Source organism: Aeromonas sp. TW 6 (genome assembly GCF_013168745.1).
GTDB lineage: Bacteria > Pseudomonadota > Gammaproteobacteria > Enterobacterales > Aeromonadaceae > Aeromonas > Aeromonas caviae.
Genome location: NZ_JABERS010000043.1, coordinates 15,230 through 32,022, shown reverse-complemented (window position 1 = coordinate 32,022; position 16,793 = coordinate 15,230). Strand labels below are relative to the sequence as shown.

The 16,793-nt window shown below is 61.7% G+C and carries 12 protein-coding genes and 2 pseudogenes; 8 read left to right on the top strand and 6 right to left on the bottom strand.

Translation table 11 applies throughout. From position 1 onward, the window contains the following. Window positions 1-111: 111 nt before the first annotated feature. Window positions 112-1,425, bottom strand: a pseudogene (locus tag HKD46_RS17435) (sodium-dependent transporter); the annotation flags it as partial. Window positions 1,426-1,620: 195 nt separating this feature from the next. Further along, entirely contained in the window at window positions 1,621-1,887 is a 267-nt protein-coding gene (locus HKD46_RS17430; protein ID WP_010673503.1) for a DNA-binding transcriptional regulator, read from the bottom strand. Between the two features lie 258 nt (window positions 1,888-2,145). Between HKD46_RS17430 and HKD46_RS17425 the strand changes: the two genes are divergently transcribed. The 4 genes and pseudogenes from HKD46_RS17425 to HKD46_RS17410 all read left to right on the top strand — a co-directional run bounded on the left by HKD46_RS17425 (window position 2,146) and on the right by HKD46_RS17410 (window position 6,760). Beyond that, complete coding sequence (locus HKD46_RS17425; RefSeq protein WP_049636314.1) at window positions 2,146-2,733, top strand: hypothetical protein; 588 nt, start codon at window positions 2,146-2,148, stop codon at window positions 2,731-2,733. 308 nt (window positions 2,734-3,041) lie between these two features. After that, entirely contained in the window at window positions 3,042-4,070 is a 1,029-nt protein-coding gene (ompA, locus tag HKD46_RS17420) for a porin OmpA (protein ID WP_171865720.1), read from the top strand. Between the two features lie 411 nt (window positions 4,071-4,481). Next, window positions 4,482-5,483 carry a porin OmpA gene (gene ompA / locus HKD46_RS17415; RefSeq protein WP_049636313.1) on the top strand — a complete coding sequence of 334 codons (1,002 nt, stop codon included), beginning with the start codon at window positions 4,482-4,484 and terminating at the stop codon, window positions 5,481-5,483. Window positions 5,484-5,702: 219 nt separating this feature from the next. Continuing rightward, window positions 5,703-6,760, top strand: a pseudogene (locus HKD46_RS17410) (OmpA family protein). Window positions 6,761-6,834: 74 nt separating this feature from the next. Here the strand turns inward: HKD46_RS17410 and HKD46_RS17405 are convergent. Next, window positions 6,835-8,529 (bottom strand): NAD-dependent malic enzyme, encoded by a 1,695-nt coding sequence (locus HKD46_RS17405; RefSeq protein ID WP_039039301.1) that lies wholly within the window; start codon window positions 8,527-8,529, stop codon window positions 6,835-6,837. A 55-nt stretch (window positions 8,530-8,584) separates the two neighbouring features. Further along, window positions 8,585-9,442, bottom strand: coding sequence for an AraC family transcriptional regulator (locus tag HKD46_RS17400; RefSeq protein ID WP_010673497.1), 858 nt, complete (start codon window positions 9,440-9,442; stop codon window positions 8,585-8,587). A gap of 120 nt (window positions 9,443-9,562) precedes the next feature. Between HKD46_RS17400 and HKD46_RS17395 the strand changes: the two genes are divergently transcribed. Beyond that, the gene (locus HKD46_RS17395) at window positions 9,563-10,942 is read left to right on the top strand and encodes an MATE family efflux transporter (RefSeq protein ID WP_052815705.1); all 1,380 of its coding nucleotides are present in this window, start codon (window positions 9,563-9,565) and stop codon (window positions 10,940-10,942) included. A 151-nt stretch (window positions 10,943-11,093) separates the two neighbouring features. After that, window positions 11,094-11,342, top strand: coding sequence for a YciN family protein (locus tag HKD46_RS17390; RefSeq protein ID WP_010673495.1), 249 nt, complete (start codon window positions 11,094-11,096; stop codon window positions 11,340-11,342). Window positions 11,343-11,372: 30 nt separating this feature from the next. On the opposite strand, the gene HKD46_RS17385 is transcribed toward HKD46_RS17390, so the two are convergent. After that, window positions 11,373-12,512, bottom strand: a complete 1,140-nt coding sequence (locus HKD46_RS17385) for a diguanylate cyclase (RefSeq protein ID WP_010673494.1) — start codon at window positions 12,510-12,512, stop codon at window positions 11,373-11,375. A 243-nt stretch (window positions 12,513-12,755) separates the two neighbouring features. Here HKD46_RS17385 and HKD46_RS17380 point away from each other — a divergent pair, with 243 nt between their 5' ends. Both HKD46_RS17380 and HKD46_RS17375 read left to right on the top strand, forming a co-directional pair. Beyond that, on the top strand, window positions 12,756-14,153 hold the full coding sequence (locus HKD46_RS17380; protein ID WP_053288165.1) for a nucleobase:cation symporter-2 family protein: 1,398 nt from the start codon (window positions 12,756-12,758) through the stop codon (window positions 14,151-14,153). A gap of 317 nt (window positions 14,154-14,470) precedes the next feature. Continuing rightward, a complete protein-coding gene (locus HKD46_RS17375; RefSeq protein ID WP_053288164.1) occupies window positions 14,471-15,184 on the top strand; it encodes a lipoyl protein ligase domain-containing protein in 714 nt (237 codons plus the stop codon). 201 nt (window positions 15,185-15,385) lie between these two features. Here HKD46_RS17375 and HKD46_RS17370 read toward each other — a convergent pair whose 3' ends face one another. Beyond that, window positions 15,386-16,762 (bottom strand): sodium:alanine symporter family protein, encoded by a 1,377-nt coding sequence (locus tag HKD46_RS17370; RefSeq protein ID WP_052816155.1) that lies wholly within the window; start codon window positions 16,760-16,762, stop codon window positions 15,386-15,388. Window positions 16,763-16,793: the final 31 nt, after the last annotated feature.

Here is a 16,793-nt window from a genome sequence, read left to right as displayed (position 1 = left end):
CATGAATATCGACTGGGAGAAGCTCCGCCACAAGTAACGGAGCTAACAGGAGACCAGCAGATCATTTTGGAGGTATTGGGTGAGCGCTATCGGCAAATTTATTCCTAAATCAGGTGCGGAATGTCGGATGAAAAACAGGGGCCTGAGGATGGGCAGCGCCAGCTTGCCTCCATTGGTCAGCGCCGTCGTCATCCGCTCGAAGCCCCAGACCCAGCCCACAAAGAGGCAGAGGAAGATGCTGCCAAGGGGCATCAGCACGTTGGAAGAGACGAAGTCGAACAGATCGAAGAAGGTTTTCCCGTCAACCTGCACATCCGCCAGCGTGCTGCTCGAGAGCGCACAGGTCGAGCCGACCGCCCCCAGCACCAGCAGGTTGATCAGGGTCGCCCTTGTGCGGCTCATGTGAAAGCGCTCGGAGAGCACCGAGACTGGCACCTCCAGGATGGAGAGCATGGCCCCGGTGGCTGCGATGGCGGAGAGCACGAAGAAGAGCACCATGAAGAGGTGGCCGAAGGGGATGCTGGCAAAGACCGCGGGTATGGTGATGAACAGCAGGGAGGCGCCTGCGCTCGGCTCGAAGCCAAAGGCAAACACCGCCGGGAAGATGGCGATCCCCGCCAGCATGGAGACGAAGAGATCCGCGCACATCACCCGTACCGTGGTGAGAGGGATGTGCTGATCGTCCCGAAAGTAGCTGCCATAGGTCATCATGCAACCCATCCCGATGGAGAGCTTGAAGAACGCCAGCCCCATGGCCGTCAGCACGACGCCTGCGGTCACCTTGGAGAAATCCGGCGAGAACAGGAAATGCAGTCCTTCGCTCGCCCCGGGCAGAGTCAGGCTGCGCACGCCTATCACCAGCAGCAGGATGAAGAGCAGTGGCATCAACCGCTTGGTGACCGCTTCGATCCCCCTGGAGACCCCCATCAGCAAGATCCCCCCCATCAGGGCCAGCACCAGCCACTGCCAGAGCAGACTCTGCAAGGGATCCGTGATGAGTGAATTGAAGGCAGCACCCGTGAAGGCGGGATCGGTGGAGAGGATCTCGCCGCTGGCCGCCTTGAAGATGTAGGCAAACACCCAGGCCGCCACCTCGGAGTAGAACGACATGATGAGGAAGGCCGCGCTCACCCCCATGGCGGCGATCAGCCACCAGGGCTGCCCCTTTGGAGCCAGCTTGATGAGCCCGCTGACCGCATCCGTCCTGGCCTCGCGCCCCAGCATGATCTCGGAGATCATCACCGGCAATCCCACCAGCAGGGTGGCGATGACATAGACCAGCAGAAAACCGGCGCCACCGTTCTCACCGGTCAGATAGGGAAACTTCCAGATATTCCCGAGCCCGACGGCAGACCCCAGAGTCGCGGCCAGCACGCCAAAGGTGCTGGTAAACCCATCTCTGGCTTTGGTAATGGATTGGCTCATCGTTGTCTCGCTGTGTGGATCACCGCCTGAATTAAAAGGGTCGGAGTGTTCCGTGGATTAATCCAGCCCGACAAGATGATTTAGTGAAAATCGCCGTTGACCGCACACAACGCATTATTTAATTAAATAATCATCCATTTTGATAAATAAAAAATGCCGCCTCGAGGGCGGCATTTTTATCAAGGTTGAACTAAATCAAGCCTTGGCAATATCGTCCGGACCGATCTGGCCGATTTCGGCGACTTTCTTGTCAGCCAGCAGCCAGAGGGTGAACTTGTGCAGATCGGGGTGGTGGGCCAGTGCAACCAGGAAGGCGCCTCCGACTTCACGGTAACCCAGTTCATAGTTCTTCAGGGTGGTTGGGGGGACGCCCAGCAGATCGGCAAACTTGGGACGGCTCAGGCCTACCGCTTCGCGGATCTGACGGATCTTCTTGCCAACAGTTACGATATTTGAATTCATGTGTTCCATACTCCGTTCGGCGGATTGACTCCACCTTTATTTTTCGCGACGACTCGTAGTCAAGTGTATCAGTTTTGAACGGACTCGTTATGGTCGAGCCTCTATCTATAATCAGCGTCTTTCGACGACAACCCTTCACAAACCTCGGGGATGGTAATCGCTGCGTCGCCTCAGGTAAACAGTCTCGAAAAGAAACCTTTCTTGTTGCCCGGCCATCCCTCGTATAATTCGCCGGTTATTTCCAAGAGAGTCATCAACATGGCATTTCCCGGCATCATTTCCCGTCTTCATTCCGACCCGGACTCCCTCCCCCGTCAGCTCGCCCAGGGTCTGCAGACCCGGGCCGAAGCGTTCTGGCTGCCCATGGCCATGCAGGGGGACGCCGCCACCGTGCTGGCGGCCCTCCCGGACAGCTGCAGCCTCTATCTTGAAGGCCAGACGACGCTTCCCCTGCGCAGCCACGACGGCGTCGTGGCAGAAAACGGCACCCTGGCACTGGGCAATGGTCACACGATGACGCTGGCCAGGGAGAAAGGCGATGGCGGCATCGTGCCGGAAGAAAGCCTCGCCGAGATGGCCCAATGGCTGGAAGCGGGTCATCGGCACTTCATCTGCTCCACCGCCGTCCAGCCCGTGGCGCGGGCCATCCTCAACATCTGGCCTCTCGATCCCTACCTCGCCCGTCACTTCTTGCTCAGTTTCACACCCTTGCTGTGCGAAGCAACTGAGGCGGACTATCTTGCTGTCCTCTCGGTCAGGGCGGGTGACGCCACCCTGCGGCACGCTTGGGCTGAGGCTTATATGAAGCTTGAGAAGAAACTGCATCGCGCCTACTTGGATCACTAATAAATCCCAAGAAACAGCCAGTTATCCCTACGACACAATTTGCCCCATCCCTTATCTGTGAGCTTGATCATGTTTTGAAATGGGCATAAAATGCGCCACGTCATCGGAATGACGTCGGCTGTTCGTGGCGGAGTATGCATTGTCGACAGTGCAACCCGCGCACTTGTGCACCCAGATACGTGCCTCCTGGATGGATCTAGGATCCCTGTTTGCTCCAACGCAAGTTGGTCGCGACAGAGCCAGCAGCTTAAATAAATTACAAAGTGCGAAGCACGTGAATAACGTGCCATCTCAACGAGGATAATTTTATGATGAAAATGGCTCCTTCCCTGATCGCCATCGCCATGGCTGCCATGGGTGCAACTGCAGCACAAGCCGCCGATGATTTCTACTTCGGTGCTGGCCTTGGTGCCGCTCACTTCCATGGCCTGGATAATTCCGCCAAAGATGGTACCGAAGACGCTTTGGCTACCAATGCATTTGCCGGTTACAACTTCAACGAATACTTTGGCACCGAACTAGGTTACAACTACAATGGTCGTGGTAGCACCGATGGCACTCCCTATCAGAGCCAAGGTGTAACTTTGTCCGCTATTGGCCGTCTGCCTTTGGGTAATGATTTCTCCCTGTTTGGTGAAGTAGGTGCTAACTGGGCACATATTCACGGTCTGGAAACCAGCAACAGCCAAGTTTCCCCAATGGTTGGTACTGGCCTGACCTACAAACTGAATGACTCTTGGGATCTGCAAGGTCGTTATCGTTATATGTGGGACGTTGCTGATGCCGATGGCAGCACCGCCATTGATAATAACGTGAACTACCCAGGTAAGCAGAGCATCTTTACCATGGAAGCTGTATGGCATCCGTTCCGTACTTCCTACGTAGCGCCTGCTCCGGCCCCGGTTGTTGAAGAAGCACCGGCCCCGGCTCCGCAAATCGTTGAGAAGAACTTCGCCCTGAACTCCGACGTGCTGTTCGCCTTTGGCAAAGACAGCCTGAAGGCCGAAGGCGTGCAAGCCCTGAACGCTCTGTACCAGCAAATCGTTGAGTTCCAGCCGAAAGACGGCAACGCCGTTGTTGTTGGTTACACCGACCGTATCGGTTCCGACGCTTACAACCAGAAGCTGTCTGAAGCTCGTGCCCGCACCGTTGCCAACTTCCTGGTCAGCAAGGGTATGGCTGCCAGCAAGGTTGCCATCGAAGGTCGCGGCAAAGCCAACCCGGTCACCGGCACCAAGTGTGACGGCGTCAAGGCCAAGGCTCAGCTGATCTCCTGCCTGGCTCCGGACCGTCGCGTAGAAGTTCGCGTATCCGGCGTACAAGAAGTTCAAAAGTAATCTGACTTCGCTCAGGTAACGTAAAAAAGGGGATGCCACGGCATCCCCTTTTGCTGTCTCTCTCCTCCCCCCAGCGACACTCTCTGTCTCACCTTTCTCCCCTTTACCCCCGTATTGCGGCCCCGCGACACCGGTGTCGGCGCTGCATATCTGTGCAGAAACTTGATCACGCTGATTCAAAAGAATACAGTAGCAACGCTTGTAAGACATTGGATGAACTATTAAAAGTGCTCAGTGCCCGGTTAGTTGTCCATGGAGAAACAGCTTCATGAGAATCCAGGTTTCCATCCATTTTTTATTCAAGCCGTCCGTGATCCGCTCACGGTGTCGCACATGAAGTGTCATCTGCGACCGGTATAACAAAGAGTGCGCAGTACGCCCATAGCACGGCAACTCAACGAGGATAAAACGATGAAAATGAAAATGGCACCAACCCTGATTGCTCTGGCCATTGCAGCCATGGGAACCACCACCGCTCAGGCGGCCGACGACTGGTACACGGGTATGGGTGCAGGTTGGGCCTATGGCCACGACCTGGATACCTTCGGCCAGGATGCTGACAAGGACGCCACCGCGCTCTCCCTGTTCGGCGGTTACAACTTCACCGAGAACTTTGCCGCCGAGCTCGGCTATCTCTATGCCGGCAAGGCTGGCGTCGATGGCGTCGACTTCAAGACCCAGGGTGCCACCCTGTCCGGTATCGCACGCCTGCCCATGAATGACATCTTCTCCGTCTTCGCCGAAGGGGGTGCCTACTTCAACCACGTCAACGGCAACGGCCAGAGCGACAACGGCACCTCGCCGCTGGCGGGTCTGGGTCTGACTGCCAAGCTCTCCGACCTTATCGACCTGCAGGCCCGCTACCGCTACATGTGGGATCTGGGTGACGATCAGAAAACCTGGAAAACCGACATGAGCGTCGCCACCCTGGAACTGGTGATGCACCCGAACCGCACCACCTATGTGGCACCGGCCCCGGCACCGGCTCCCGAGCCGGTTCCCGAGCCCGTCATGGTCGACAAGAACTTCTCCCTGAGCTCGGACGTGCTGTTTGCCTTCGGCAAATCCACCCTGAAGCCGGAAGGGGCTGCTGCGCTCAACACCCTGTATCAGCAGATCGTCGACGTCCAGCCGAAAGATGGCAGCGCCGTGGTGGTGGGTTACACCGACCGCATCGGCTCCGATGCCTACAACCTGAAGCTGTCTGAAGCCCGTGCCCGCACCGTGGCCGACTTCCTGGTTGGCAAGGGTCTGCCGGCTGGCAAGGTTTCCATCGAAGGTCGTGGTGAAGCCAACCCGGTCACCGGCACCCAGTGTGACGGCATCAAGGCCAAGGCTCAGCTGATCGCCTGCCTGGCACCGGATCGCCGCGTCGAAGTGCGCGTCACCGGCGTAAAGGAAGTGCAGCAATAAGGGGACAACCACCTGTTGCAAAAAGGGGCCATTCCGGCCCCTTTTTTAATGCCCGGACGGCACCGCCAACGCGGGCCGCCCACCAGCCTGCCCCACCGATTCTCCATACAGATGCGTCACTTAAATGGTTAAAGCGCTCACATCGCCTATACATAATGTTGGCTATACATAGCAAAGGGCTGGGAGCCCTATAACACCCAACATCGACGAGGATACGCGATGAACATAAGACTGAAACCTGTGTGGATTGCATTGGCATTGGCGACGAGTGCCGCCCAGGCGGCACCTGTTCACGACTGGTATGTGGGGGCTGGGGGTGGCTGGGCCTTTGCCCATGACATCGATGATTTCAGCCAGGACGTCGGCAAGGACGCGACCGCCATCAACGCCTTTGTCGGCTACAACTACAACGAGAATCTGGGGGCAGAGCTCGGCTACCTCTCCACCGGTGACTGGGATATCGCCGGCCAGGACTTCAACAGCAAGGGGGCCACCCTGTCGGTCATTGGCCGTTTGCCCCTGGGGGACATCTTCTCTGTCTTTGCCGAAGGGGCGGTTATCTCTATCACGTCGACTCCGTCAACGGGGGGGATGACAATCTGGCTCCCCTGGCGGGTCTGGGCCTGACCGCCAGACTGAGCGACTGGGTAGACATCCAGACCCGCTACCGCTACATGGTGCGAGTCGGGGACGATCCTGACAACGACAAGGTGGGCAGCGGTACCAAACGCTGGGTCAGCGACATCAGTACCGCCACCATCGAGCTGGTGCTTCACCCCAATCGCACCGTCGCCGCAGTGCCGGTGGCCGCGCCTCTGGTTGTGGCACCGCCGCCCCCGGCTCCCGAGCCGGTGGATCAGACCTTCAACCTGAGTTCGGATGTGCTGTTTGCCTTTGGCAAGGCGGAGCTCAAACCGGAGGGGATGCAGGCACTCGACGCCCTCTACCAGCAGATCGTCGACGTCAAACCCAAGGATGGCAGCGCCGTGGTGATGGGCTACACGGATCGCATCGGCTCGGATGCCAACAACCAGGCACTGTCGGAGGCCCGTGCAAGCACGGTCGCCAACTTCCTGATTGGCAAGGGGCTGCCCGCAGACAAGGTGAGCATCCAGGGCAACGGCGAGAGCAACCCGGTCACCGGCACCCAGTGTGATGCCATCAAGGCCAGGGCCGCCCTCATCGACTGCCTGGCCCCGGATCGCCGGGTCGAAATCCGGGTCACCGGCGTCAGCAATCCTGCCGAGCCCGCCCCCGCCGAGCAACCGGCACAATAACCTCCTCTTCCTTCACCGCCGTGCACAAAAAAGGGATGCCGAGGCATCCCTTCTGCATGTCTGTCCCCTTGGGATCAGAAGGAAGTACGACGATAGCGGCGGTACTCGGGACGCCAGAAGTTCGCCTCGATGGCCTGATCGATCACATCATCGGGGGTCTGCACCGCCTTGCCCTGCAACATGGCGGTCTTGGCCACCATCTTGGCGATGTAGCGGGAGACCTGATGGATGTCCGCCAGATCCGGCAGCAAGGAGCCCTCTTCCCCCTTCACCAGGGGTGAACAATCCGCCAGGGCACGGCTGGCCGACATCAGCATAGCATCGGTCACCCGGTTGGCACCGGAGGCGATCACCCCAAGGCCGATCCCCGGGAAGATGAAGGAGTTGTTGCACTGGGCGATGACGTAGCGCTTGCCCTTGTACTCCACCGGTGCGAACGGGCTGCCGGTGGCGACCAGCACCTGGCCGTCGGTCCAGCGAATGAGATCCGCCGGGGTGGCTTCCACCCGGGAAGTGGGGTTGGAGAGCGGGAAGATGATGGGACGGGCACAGTGCTTGTGCATGGTCTTGACCACCTCTTCGGTAAACAGACCCGGCTGGCCGGAGACCCCGATCAGGATGTCCGGGCGACCGTGCTCCATCACCTCCAGCAGGGAGATGTTGTCCCCCACCGGCCACTCCTTGATCCGCTCGACTGGCTGGGAGAGCTTGCGCTGGAAGTCGAGCTGGTTGGGGATCTTGTCGGTGATGAGACCGAATCGGTCCACCATGAAGACCCGGCCCCGCGCCTCGGCGTCGGTCAGCCCTTCGGCCTTCATCTGCGCCACGATCTGCTCGGCGATGCCACACCCGGCACTGCCCGCCCCGAGGAAGGCGACCCGCTTCTCGGAGAGTTTGGCACCGGAGGCCTTGCAGGCGGCGATGAGGCTGCCCAGGGTCACCGCGGCGGTCCCCTGAATGTCATCGTTGAAGCAGCACAGCTCATCCTTGTAGCGGTTGAGCAGCGGGGTGGCATTGCCCTGGGCGAAATCCTCGAACTGCAGCAGGATGTCCGGCCAGCGGCGCTTGACCGCCTGGATGAAGGCATCGACGAACTCGTCGTACTCTTCGCCGGAGATGCGCGGATGGCGCCACCCCATGTAGAAGGGGTCGTTCAGCAGCTGCTGGTTGTTGGTGCCCACATCCAGCACCACCGGCAGGCAGTAGGCCGGGGAGATGCCGCCACAGGCGGTGTAGAGGGAGAGCTTGCCGATGGGAATGCCCATGCCGCCGATGCCCTGATCCCCGAGGCCCAGGATGCGTTCGCCATCGGTGACCACGATCACCTTGACGTTCTGCTTGGTGGCGTTTTGCAGCATGTCATCGATCCTGTCCTTGTCCGGATAGGAGATGAAGAGGCCGCGGGCGCGGCGATAGATGTTGGAGAACTCCTCGCACGCCTTGCCGACCGTCGGGGTGTAGATGACCGGCAGCATTTCGGTGAGGTGGTTGTTCAGCAGGCGGTAGAAGAGCGTTTCGTTGGTATCCTGGATGTTGCGCAAATAGATGTGCTTGTCCATGTCGTTGCCAAACGCCATGAACTGGCGATAGGCACGCTCTGCCTGCTCTTCGATGGTTTCGATGTTCTGGGGCAGCAGACCTTCCAGGTTGAAGCTGCTGCGTTCTTCGCTGGTGAAGGCGCTGCCCTTGTTGAGCAGCGGCGTCTCCAGCAGGGCTGGACCTGCGTAGGGAATGTAGAGGGGACGTTTCTGATTATTATCTTCAAACATGGATCTGTACCTTGACTGTGTGGCCCGTCGATCCTATGGGCTTGAGCCAACAATTTCAAAGGGTTTGCACCTCCCTTGCGAAAGGTTTGCGACCCAGTCGACGAAAGGCCCCCGGAGTCTGACCCGTCAGACGCCGAAAACGGTTGGCAAAGTTGGCGCCGTCGCTGTATCCGACCCGGGCCGCCAGCTCGGCCAGCGGCCAGTTGGTGTAGAGCAGCAACTGGCGCGCCTTGTTCATGCGAAGTCCGGTGAGCCAGGCCATGGGGCCCATGCCGAACACCTGCTGGCAGAGCCGGTGCAGATGGGGTACCGAGCAGGCCATCTGGTCGGCCAGCAGGGCCACGCTCCAGGGCTCGTCCAGACGTGCCTCCACCCGCCGAAACAGCGCCTGCAGCCGCAGCTCCGGCGTGCCGCGCACCTCCCCCTGCAGGGTCCGCTCCAAGAGCGCCAGCAGCAGGCTCAGCAGCTGGGGCTGGAGCGGCGAACGTATTCCCTCCCCCTGCATCAGGCTGAGCAGGTGGTAGAGCTGCTCCCCCTCCTCCCCCTGCCAGATGCGATGGCCAAGCCGGTGCAGATGCTGCCAGCGCGGCACGTCGTCCAGCAGGATCCAGCTGGTATGCCAGACTTCCCCCACCAGCCTGAGGCCCCCCGGCACGGCGGCCGGGAGAAAGACCAGGGCTCCCGCCGGGATGGGCTGCTCCCCGCCATCGGTGAGCAGGGCGCCCCCCTCGTCATGGCTCACCATCAGGATGTGAAACTCCGGTCGGTTGCGGCGGATAAGGTAGTGCTCCCGTATCGTCGAGAGGCCGGTCAGGAAGACGCCCGCCTCCCCAAGCAGGGGCAGCCCTTCGCGTCCCAGCATCCGCTCTTCGCAGGCCGGGGCGATTTCCAGACACTCGCTGATAAATGGCATAGCACCTCAACAGGATAGTTTTGCACAAGAAAGCCGAGAGAGGCTCACAGTGAAGCCTCCCGATATCACCCCTATCATACCCACGACAAAACCTGATTTTTACCAACCCGGTTAACATAAATGAATTATTGGCAAGCGATTTTAAAACAAACCACCGATCGCGAGTTCATGACGCGACTGTGGCGACTGGCCCTGCCGGTTTCGCTGCAATCCATGATGTTCTCCCTGCTCGGCCTCATCGACATCATGATGGTGAGCCAGCTCGGCACCACGGCTGTGGCGGCGGTCGGCTTGGGCAACCGGGTCTTCTTCTTCAATCTGCTGGTGATAGCGGGGCTCTCGGGCGGGGTCTCGGTGTTGGCGGCACAATATTTCGGCCGTGGCGAGATGGCCGGGGTGCGCCGCTCCCTGGCCCTGGCCCTGGTGGGCGCCCTGACGGTAAGCCTGCCCTTTGCCCTCGTCTATGTGCTCTCACCGGGCAGCGTGCTCGGGTTTGCCAGCCAGGAGCCCGCGCTGCGCGAGCTGGCCGACGAGTTCCTGATGATCACCGGCGCCACCATCCTCTGCACCGCCGTGGTGGTGCCCCTGGAGTCGGCCCTGCGCTCGGTGGGCAATGCCGCGGCGCCGACCCGTATCGGCATCATCGCCATCATCGCCAACGTCATCCTCAACTATGCCCTCATCTTCGGCCATTTCGGCGCCGAGGCCATGGGAGTAGCCGGTTCCGCCTGGGGCACCACCCTGTCGCGCCTGCTGCAGACCGCGCTGCTGCTTGCCTATGTGTGGCGTGCCGAGCCCCGTCTCATCCCGCGCAAGCAAGACTGGCTCGCCGCCTTCAAGCGCAAGGAGGTGGTGCGCTTCACCCTGATCGCCCTGCCGCTGTTGCTGCACGACGGGCTCTGGGCCTTCGGCATGCTGCTCTACGGCTTCCTCTACGCGCACCTCGGCACCGACGCCCTGGCCATCATGACCACCCTCGGCACGCTGGAGAGCATCCTCATCTCCCTCTTCTTCGGGCTGGCGGTGGCCTGCTCCACCCTGCTCGGTCACCGGCTCGGGGCAGAGGAGTATGACGAGGCCTGGCAGCACTCCCAGCTCTTCCTGCTGCTGGCCCCCGTCGGCGCCCTGCTCGTGGGGACCGCCGTCTGGCTGATGCAGGGCAGCCTGCTGCAATGGGTCGGCAACCTGCCGGGCGAGCTGATGACTGAGGCCGGCCAGGTGCTCGCCATCATGTGTCTGGGCATGCTGCTCAAGGTATTCAACATGGTGGGGATCGTCGGGGTGCTGCGCTCGGGGGGGGACGTCAACTACAGCATCTTCATCGACATCGTCGGCATGTGGTGCATCGGCCTGCCGCTGGCCTGGGTGGCGGTCAGCCTGCTGGGCTGGCCCCTCTCCTGGGTGGTGGCCGTGGTCCTGCTGGAGGAGCTCTCCAAGGTGCTGCTGGTGCAGCGCCGCATTCGCCAGCGGCGCTGGCTGCGCAATCTGGTGCTGGGATAAGGGAAGAGCGCAAAGCGGGAAAATGCGGGGTCATATCAATGACAGAAAATCCCGCTTTGCAGTATGCTGGCCCCCTCTTCAATCAGAGGCGGGGTGCGCCGGCCATGCCGACCCTTGTGCCCCTGCCCAGTAGTCGTTTAAGGAGACGAGCATGCAACCACAAAAAGAGCGGATCACCGAGACTGCCCTGCTGGAGATGGCCAACAAGATCATTCGTGAACACGAGGACTTCATCCACGGCATGCGCGCCGACTCGGTGGAGCAGAAGGGGGACATTCTGGTGTTCAAGGGGGAGTTCTTCCTGGCTGAGGACGGCACCCCGACCGGCAAGACCATGGCGGTGTTCAACATGTTCAAGCTGCTGGCCCAGCAGCTCTCCGGCAAATACACCCTGGCCTGACGCCAGCCCCGTCATCACCGGATGCCGCCCTCAGGCGGCATCCGTTTTTGTGCGCCCTGCATCGCCCGCGGGTTTGCCGGCCTCGGCCACCACGCAGTTGCGACCCGCCATCTTGGCCATGTAGAGGCACTCGTCCGCCCGGTTGAGCAGATCCTCCACCCCCTCGCCACGCTGGGCCAGGGTCAGACCGATGCTCACCGTCACCTCCAGCAGCTCGTCGGAGGTGGGGCTTTTCACCAACCTCGCCTCCACCGCGACCCGCAGCCGCTCCGCCACCCGCTTGGCTTGTGCCAGATCCGTGCAACCGGGCAACAGGATGGCAAACTCCTCCCCGCCGTAACGCCCGAGCACCATGCCGGGCTCCAGTTGCTCCGACAGGGTGGCCGCCACCTCCTTGAGCACCGCATCCCCCGCCAGATGGCCGAAGGTGTCGTTGATGCGCTTGAAGCGGTCCAGATCCAGCAGCAGCACCGCGAAGGGGGCCTGTTTGCGGATCATGGCGGCCCTCGCCTTCTCGAGCTGCTTCATCAGCAGGCGGCGGTTCATCATGCCGGTCAGCTCGTCCGTGGTGGACTCCCGATAGAGTTGCAGCAGCATGTTGAGCTGGCCGCACTGCACCCAGGCGCTGGCGATGGCAAAGAGCCCCAGCAGCCAGACCTGGTTGAGGGTCTGCACGCTCCAGAGGGGCTGGCCCACCAGCAGCCAGTTGCCCGCCAGCATGGTGGCCAGAATGCCCCCCGCCAGTTGCAGGCTGAGGGAGAGGGGAATGGGGAAGATGGCGAACAGGCTGATGAGCAGATAGGGGAAGGCCATGTAGCCCGCCTGCATCTCCTGATCCGCGCCGAAGCTGTGCAGGCAGATGAGGGAGAAGAGCATCATCACCGCCATCAGGTAGCCCAGCGCCAGCTTCATGCGCTCGCGCTTGAAGTGGATGAGATAAGAGAGGGGGATGAGGGGCGAGAGGGCCAGCAGGCAGAAGATCCTGACCTGGAACAGCGCCTCGAACTGGATGGCTGGCAGGGTCAGCCAGTCCACCAGAGCCCAGCTCGGGAGCCCCGCCATCAGCAGACAGGTGAGCAGCCGCAGCCGCACCGTCATGAAGCCCATCCGGGTCAGGGTAAAATCTTCGGAGTGGGCGCGGGCACTCCAGAACTCCGACAGCTTCAGCATCCAGAGTCTCCATCTTCGAACCGAGGGCTCATTCTACACCGTCCCCATCCTGATGCATCAGCCTCCCTCCCCTTTGTGAGGGATCGGTCTCACACAAACCGGCGGATCTTAATCGCCACAGGAAAACGTTTCAACCCATCAGGAAATAAACGAGTTTGCGCTCAATTAGCGCTGGAAAGCGCGATGCCAATCACTAAAATAGCGCCCAATTTTCTCCCCTCCCCCCACACATTCGAGGTATTTATGGAACAGGCTGCCGCCCCAAGCGCCATCCGAGAAGCCCATCCCCCCAGGCGAGCCCACAGCGAACTGGTCTACGGCATCGAGGATGTCCCCCCCCTGCCCCAGACCCTGTTCGCCGCCCTGCAGCATATGCTCGCCATGTTTGTCGCCATCATCACCCCGCCCCTCATCATCGCCAATGCCCTCGGCCTCCCCGCCGACGACACCCGCTACATCGTCTCCATGTCCCTGGTCATGTCCGGCATCGCCTCCTTCATCCAGACCCGCCGTTTCGGCCCCCTCGGTTCCGGCCTGCTCTCGGTACAGGGCACCAGCTTCAACTTCCTCGGCCCCATCATCGCCTCCGGCCTCGCCCTCAAGCAGGCGGCCATGCCCACCGACGATCTGCTGGGCACCCTGTTCGGCACCATGCTGGCAGCGGCCCTCACCATCGTCGTCATGAGCCGCTTCCTGCACCTGGTCAAACGGATCATCACCCCGCTGGTGACCGGCATCGTGGTATTGCTCATCGGCCTGACCCTCATCAAGGTAGGGCTCATCAGCATGGGGGGCGGCTACGGCGCCCTGGCGGACGGCAGCTTCGCCAGTCACACCAACCTCTTTCTCTCCCTGCTGGTGCTCGGCCTGATCGTGCTGATGCAGCGCAGTCGCAACCCCTGGCTGCGCCTCTCCGCCATCATGATCGCCATGCTGGCGGGCTATGCGGTGGCACTGCTGCTGGGCAAAGTGAGCGCCCCCACCTTCGACGGCCCCCTGCTGATGGTGCCTGTTCCGCTCCACTACGGCCTGGGCTTTGACTGGCAGCTGTTCGTGCCGCTCGCCATCATCTTCGTGGTAACGGCGCTCGAGGCCATCGGCGACATGACCGCCACTTCCGACATCTCCGGCGAGCCGCTGGAAGGGCCTGTCTACATGGCGCGGATCAAGGGGGGCGTGCTGGCCGATGGCGCCAACTCCATGCTGGCGGCGGTCTTCTCCACCTTCCCCATGTCCACCTTCGCCCAGAACAACGGCGTCATCCAGCTGACCGGGGTGGCCAGCCGCCATGTCGGCCTCTTCATCGCCGCCATGCTGGCCCTGCTCGGCCTGTTCCCGGCGGTGGCGAGCCTGGTGCAACAAATACCTGAACCCGTGCTCGGCGGCGCTACCATCGTCATGTTCGGCACCATCGCCGCCGCCGGGGTGCGCATCATCTCCCGGGAGGAGCTGGACCGCCGCGCCCTGATGATCCTGGCGGTGTCGCTCGCCATGGGCCTCGGAGTGGCCCAGGTGCCCGAGGTGCTGCAACACCTGCCGGAGCTGGCCAGGAGCGTGCTCTCCTACGGCGTCGCCACCGGCGGCCTCACCGCCATCCTGCTCAATCTGCTGCTGCCCAGGCGCGCCGCCGCACAGGCCTGACACTCCGCCATCCTTGCACCAAAGCCCCGCCATGCGGCAATGCTGTTCACTTAAGAGAATTTGAGTTCCAGTCCACGTAGTATCAGGACAAAAAATCGAGGGAGGCATGATGCCTCCCTCTTTCTATTGCAAGCCCCGCTGGATAAAGGCTGGAGGAAGATCGACTGGACACAGCCTTGCCCCCTCAACTCAAATCCAATTTATGAATAATCAGTCAAAAAAGTGCTTATCTGAACAGCATTGCCGCCATGCGGGGCTTTACCTTGTTTGCCCCCGCGCGTACTGTGCTTGGCAGCCTCTGCCAAAGGATGCCTTTCATGCCTTATACCCTGCTGCCCCCGCCGCCCGCCCACCAGACACCCGACCAGATCCTGGCCGAGGAGCAGCGCTGGCTGCGGGAGTGCGCCGGTGACGGCGAGCCCAGGGCCCTCCTCTGGCAGGGCCCCCAATGCCTCATCGTCACCCGCAAGGACACCCGTTTGCCCCGCTATCAGGCCGCCTGCGAGCAGCTGGCCGCCGAGGGCTGGCCGGTGTTCGTGCGCGACAGTGGCGGCACCGCCGTGCCCCACGGCGCCGGCATCCTCAACCTCTCCCTCATGCTGCCTCGCACCACCACGGATCTGGCCCACTACTACCGGCTGCTGGGGGCGCCCCTGCTCGCCCTGCTGGAGGAATACGGTCTTGCGGGCAGCTACGACTTCGTACCCGGCTCGTTTTGCGACGGCCAGTACAACCTGGTGATCGGGGGGCGCAAGGTGACCGGCACCGCCCAGCGCTGGCTGGCGCCGGGCCGGGATCACGACGGCGCCGTGCTGGCCCAGGCCATGCTGCTGGTGGCGGGGGATGTGGACGAGGGCACCCGGATGGCGAGCCGCTTCTACGAACTGGCCGGGGGCGAGCTGCGCTTTGCTCCGGGCACCTCCACCACCCTGGTCCACGCCATTGGCTGGCAGGGGGATGAGGCGGCCCTGGTGAGCCGGGTGAGCGAAGCGCTGGCGCAGCGGCTCACCGGAGATATTCCCTCCCCCTGACCCCCTGGGGGCAACAAGCGCCGCCATTCATTGCGTAAAATGCAAAAAAGCCACGATGAGCGTCGTGGCTTTTGCGTATTTCGCACAGATATTGTCAGAGGATCCGGGATCAAGCCCCGGGTTTTGCCATCCCAGCCCGGATCCCGGTTGACGCCATGGACAGGGGCCCGGTGACAGGGCTCCCCGCAGGCCCGCTTCTCATCAGGCCGTCTGCGGCTCGGGCTCGGACTCCGTATCCCGGTCCCGGCTGAAGTAGGCGCGGGTCTCGGCAATCACCACGTGGCGCAGGCCGATGAGGCCGATGAGGTTGGGCACCGCCATCAGGCCGTTGACGATGTCGGCCAAGAGCCAGATCAGGTCCAGATGGAGGAAGGCACCGCTCGCCACCAGCACCAGATAGATGAGGCGGTAGGGTTTGATCGCCTTCACCCCGAACAGGTACTCGGTGCAGCGCTCGCCGTAGTAGTTCCAGCCAAGGATGGTGGTAAAGGCGAAGAACAACAGGCCGATGCTCACCAGATACTGGCCGACGTGGGCATCGAGCCCCTGGGCAAAGGCCAGACTGGTCATGGCCGCACCGCTCACATCGCCGCTCCACACCCCGGTCACCACCAGCGTCAGGCCGGTCATGGTGCAGATGATGATGGTGTCGATGAAGGTACCGGTCATGGAGACCAGCCCCTGCTCCACGCAGGAATCGGTCTTGGCCGCCGCCGCCGCGATGGGGGCCGAGCCCAGGCCCGACTCGTTGGAGAAGACCCCGCGCGCCACCCCGGACTGGATCGCCAGCATGATGCCGGCGCCGACGAAGCCGCCGGTGGCCGCATGGCCGGTGAAGGCGCTCCCGATCACCAGCATGACCGCATCGGGCAGGGCGCCTGCATTGTTCACCAGCACCCCGGCACAGGCGACGATGTAAAAGATGGCCATGAAGGGCACCACCTTGCTCGACACACTGGAGATGGACTGAATACCCCCCAGGGTCACCAGCGCCACGATCAGGGTCAGCACCACGGCGGTCACTTCACGAGGTACCGAGAAGGAGAGGCTCATGGCATCACTGATGGCATTGACCTGGGGGAAGGTACCGATGCCGAAGAAGGCGACGCCGATGCCGAACAGGGCAAACAGCTTGGCGAGCGGCCTGGAGCCGAGCCCCTTCTCCAGATAGTACATGGGGCCACCCGCCATCTGGCCGTTGGCGTCCTGCTGGCGATATTTCACCGCCAGCAGGCACTCGGCATACTTGGTGGCCATGCCGAACAGGGCGGCCATCCACATCCAGAACAGGGCGCCGGGGCCGCCCAGCTTGATGGCGGTGGCGACCCCGACGATGTTGCCGGTGCCGATGGTGGCGGAGAGGGCGGTGCACAGGGCGCCGAAGCTGGAGACATCCCCCTGCTTGCCCTGACCCTGATCGCGGCCAAAGACCAGCTTGAGGGCCAGCGGCAAACGCACGATCTGAAGCAGACCCAGACGCAGGGTGAGATAGATACCGGTCCCGACCAGCAGGATCAGCAGGGGGGGACCCCAGATAAAGCTATCGATGGCGGCGAGCGCCGATTGAATTGATGACATGCATCCTCCTTAAAAAACAACGATTAAGGAG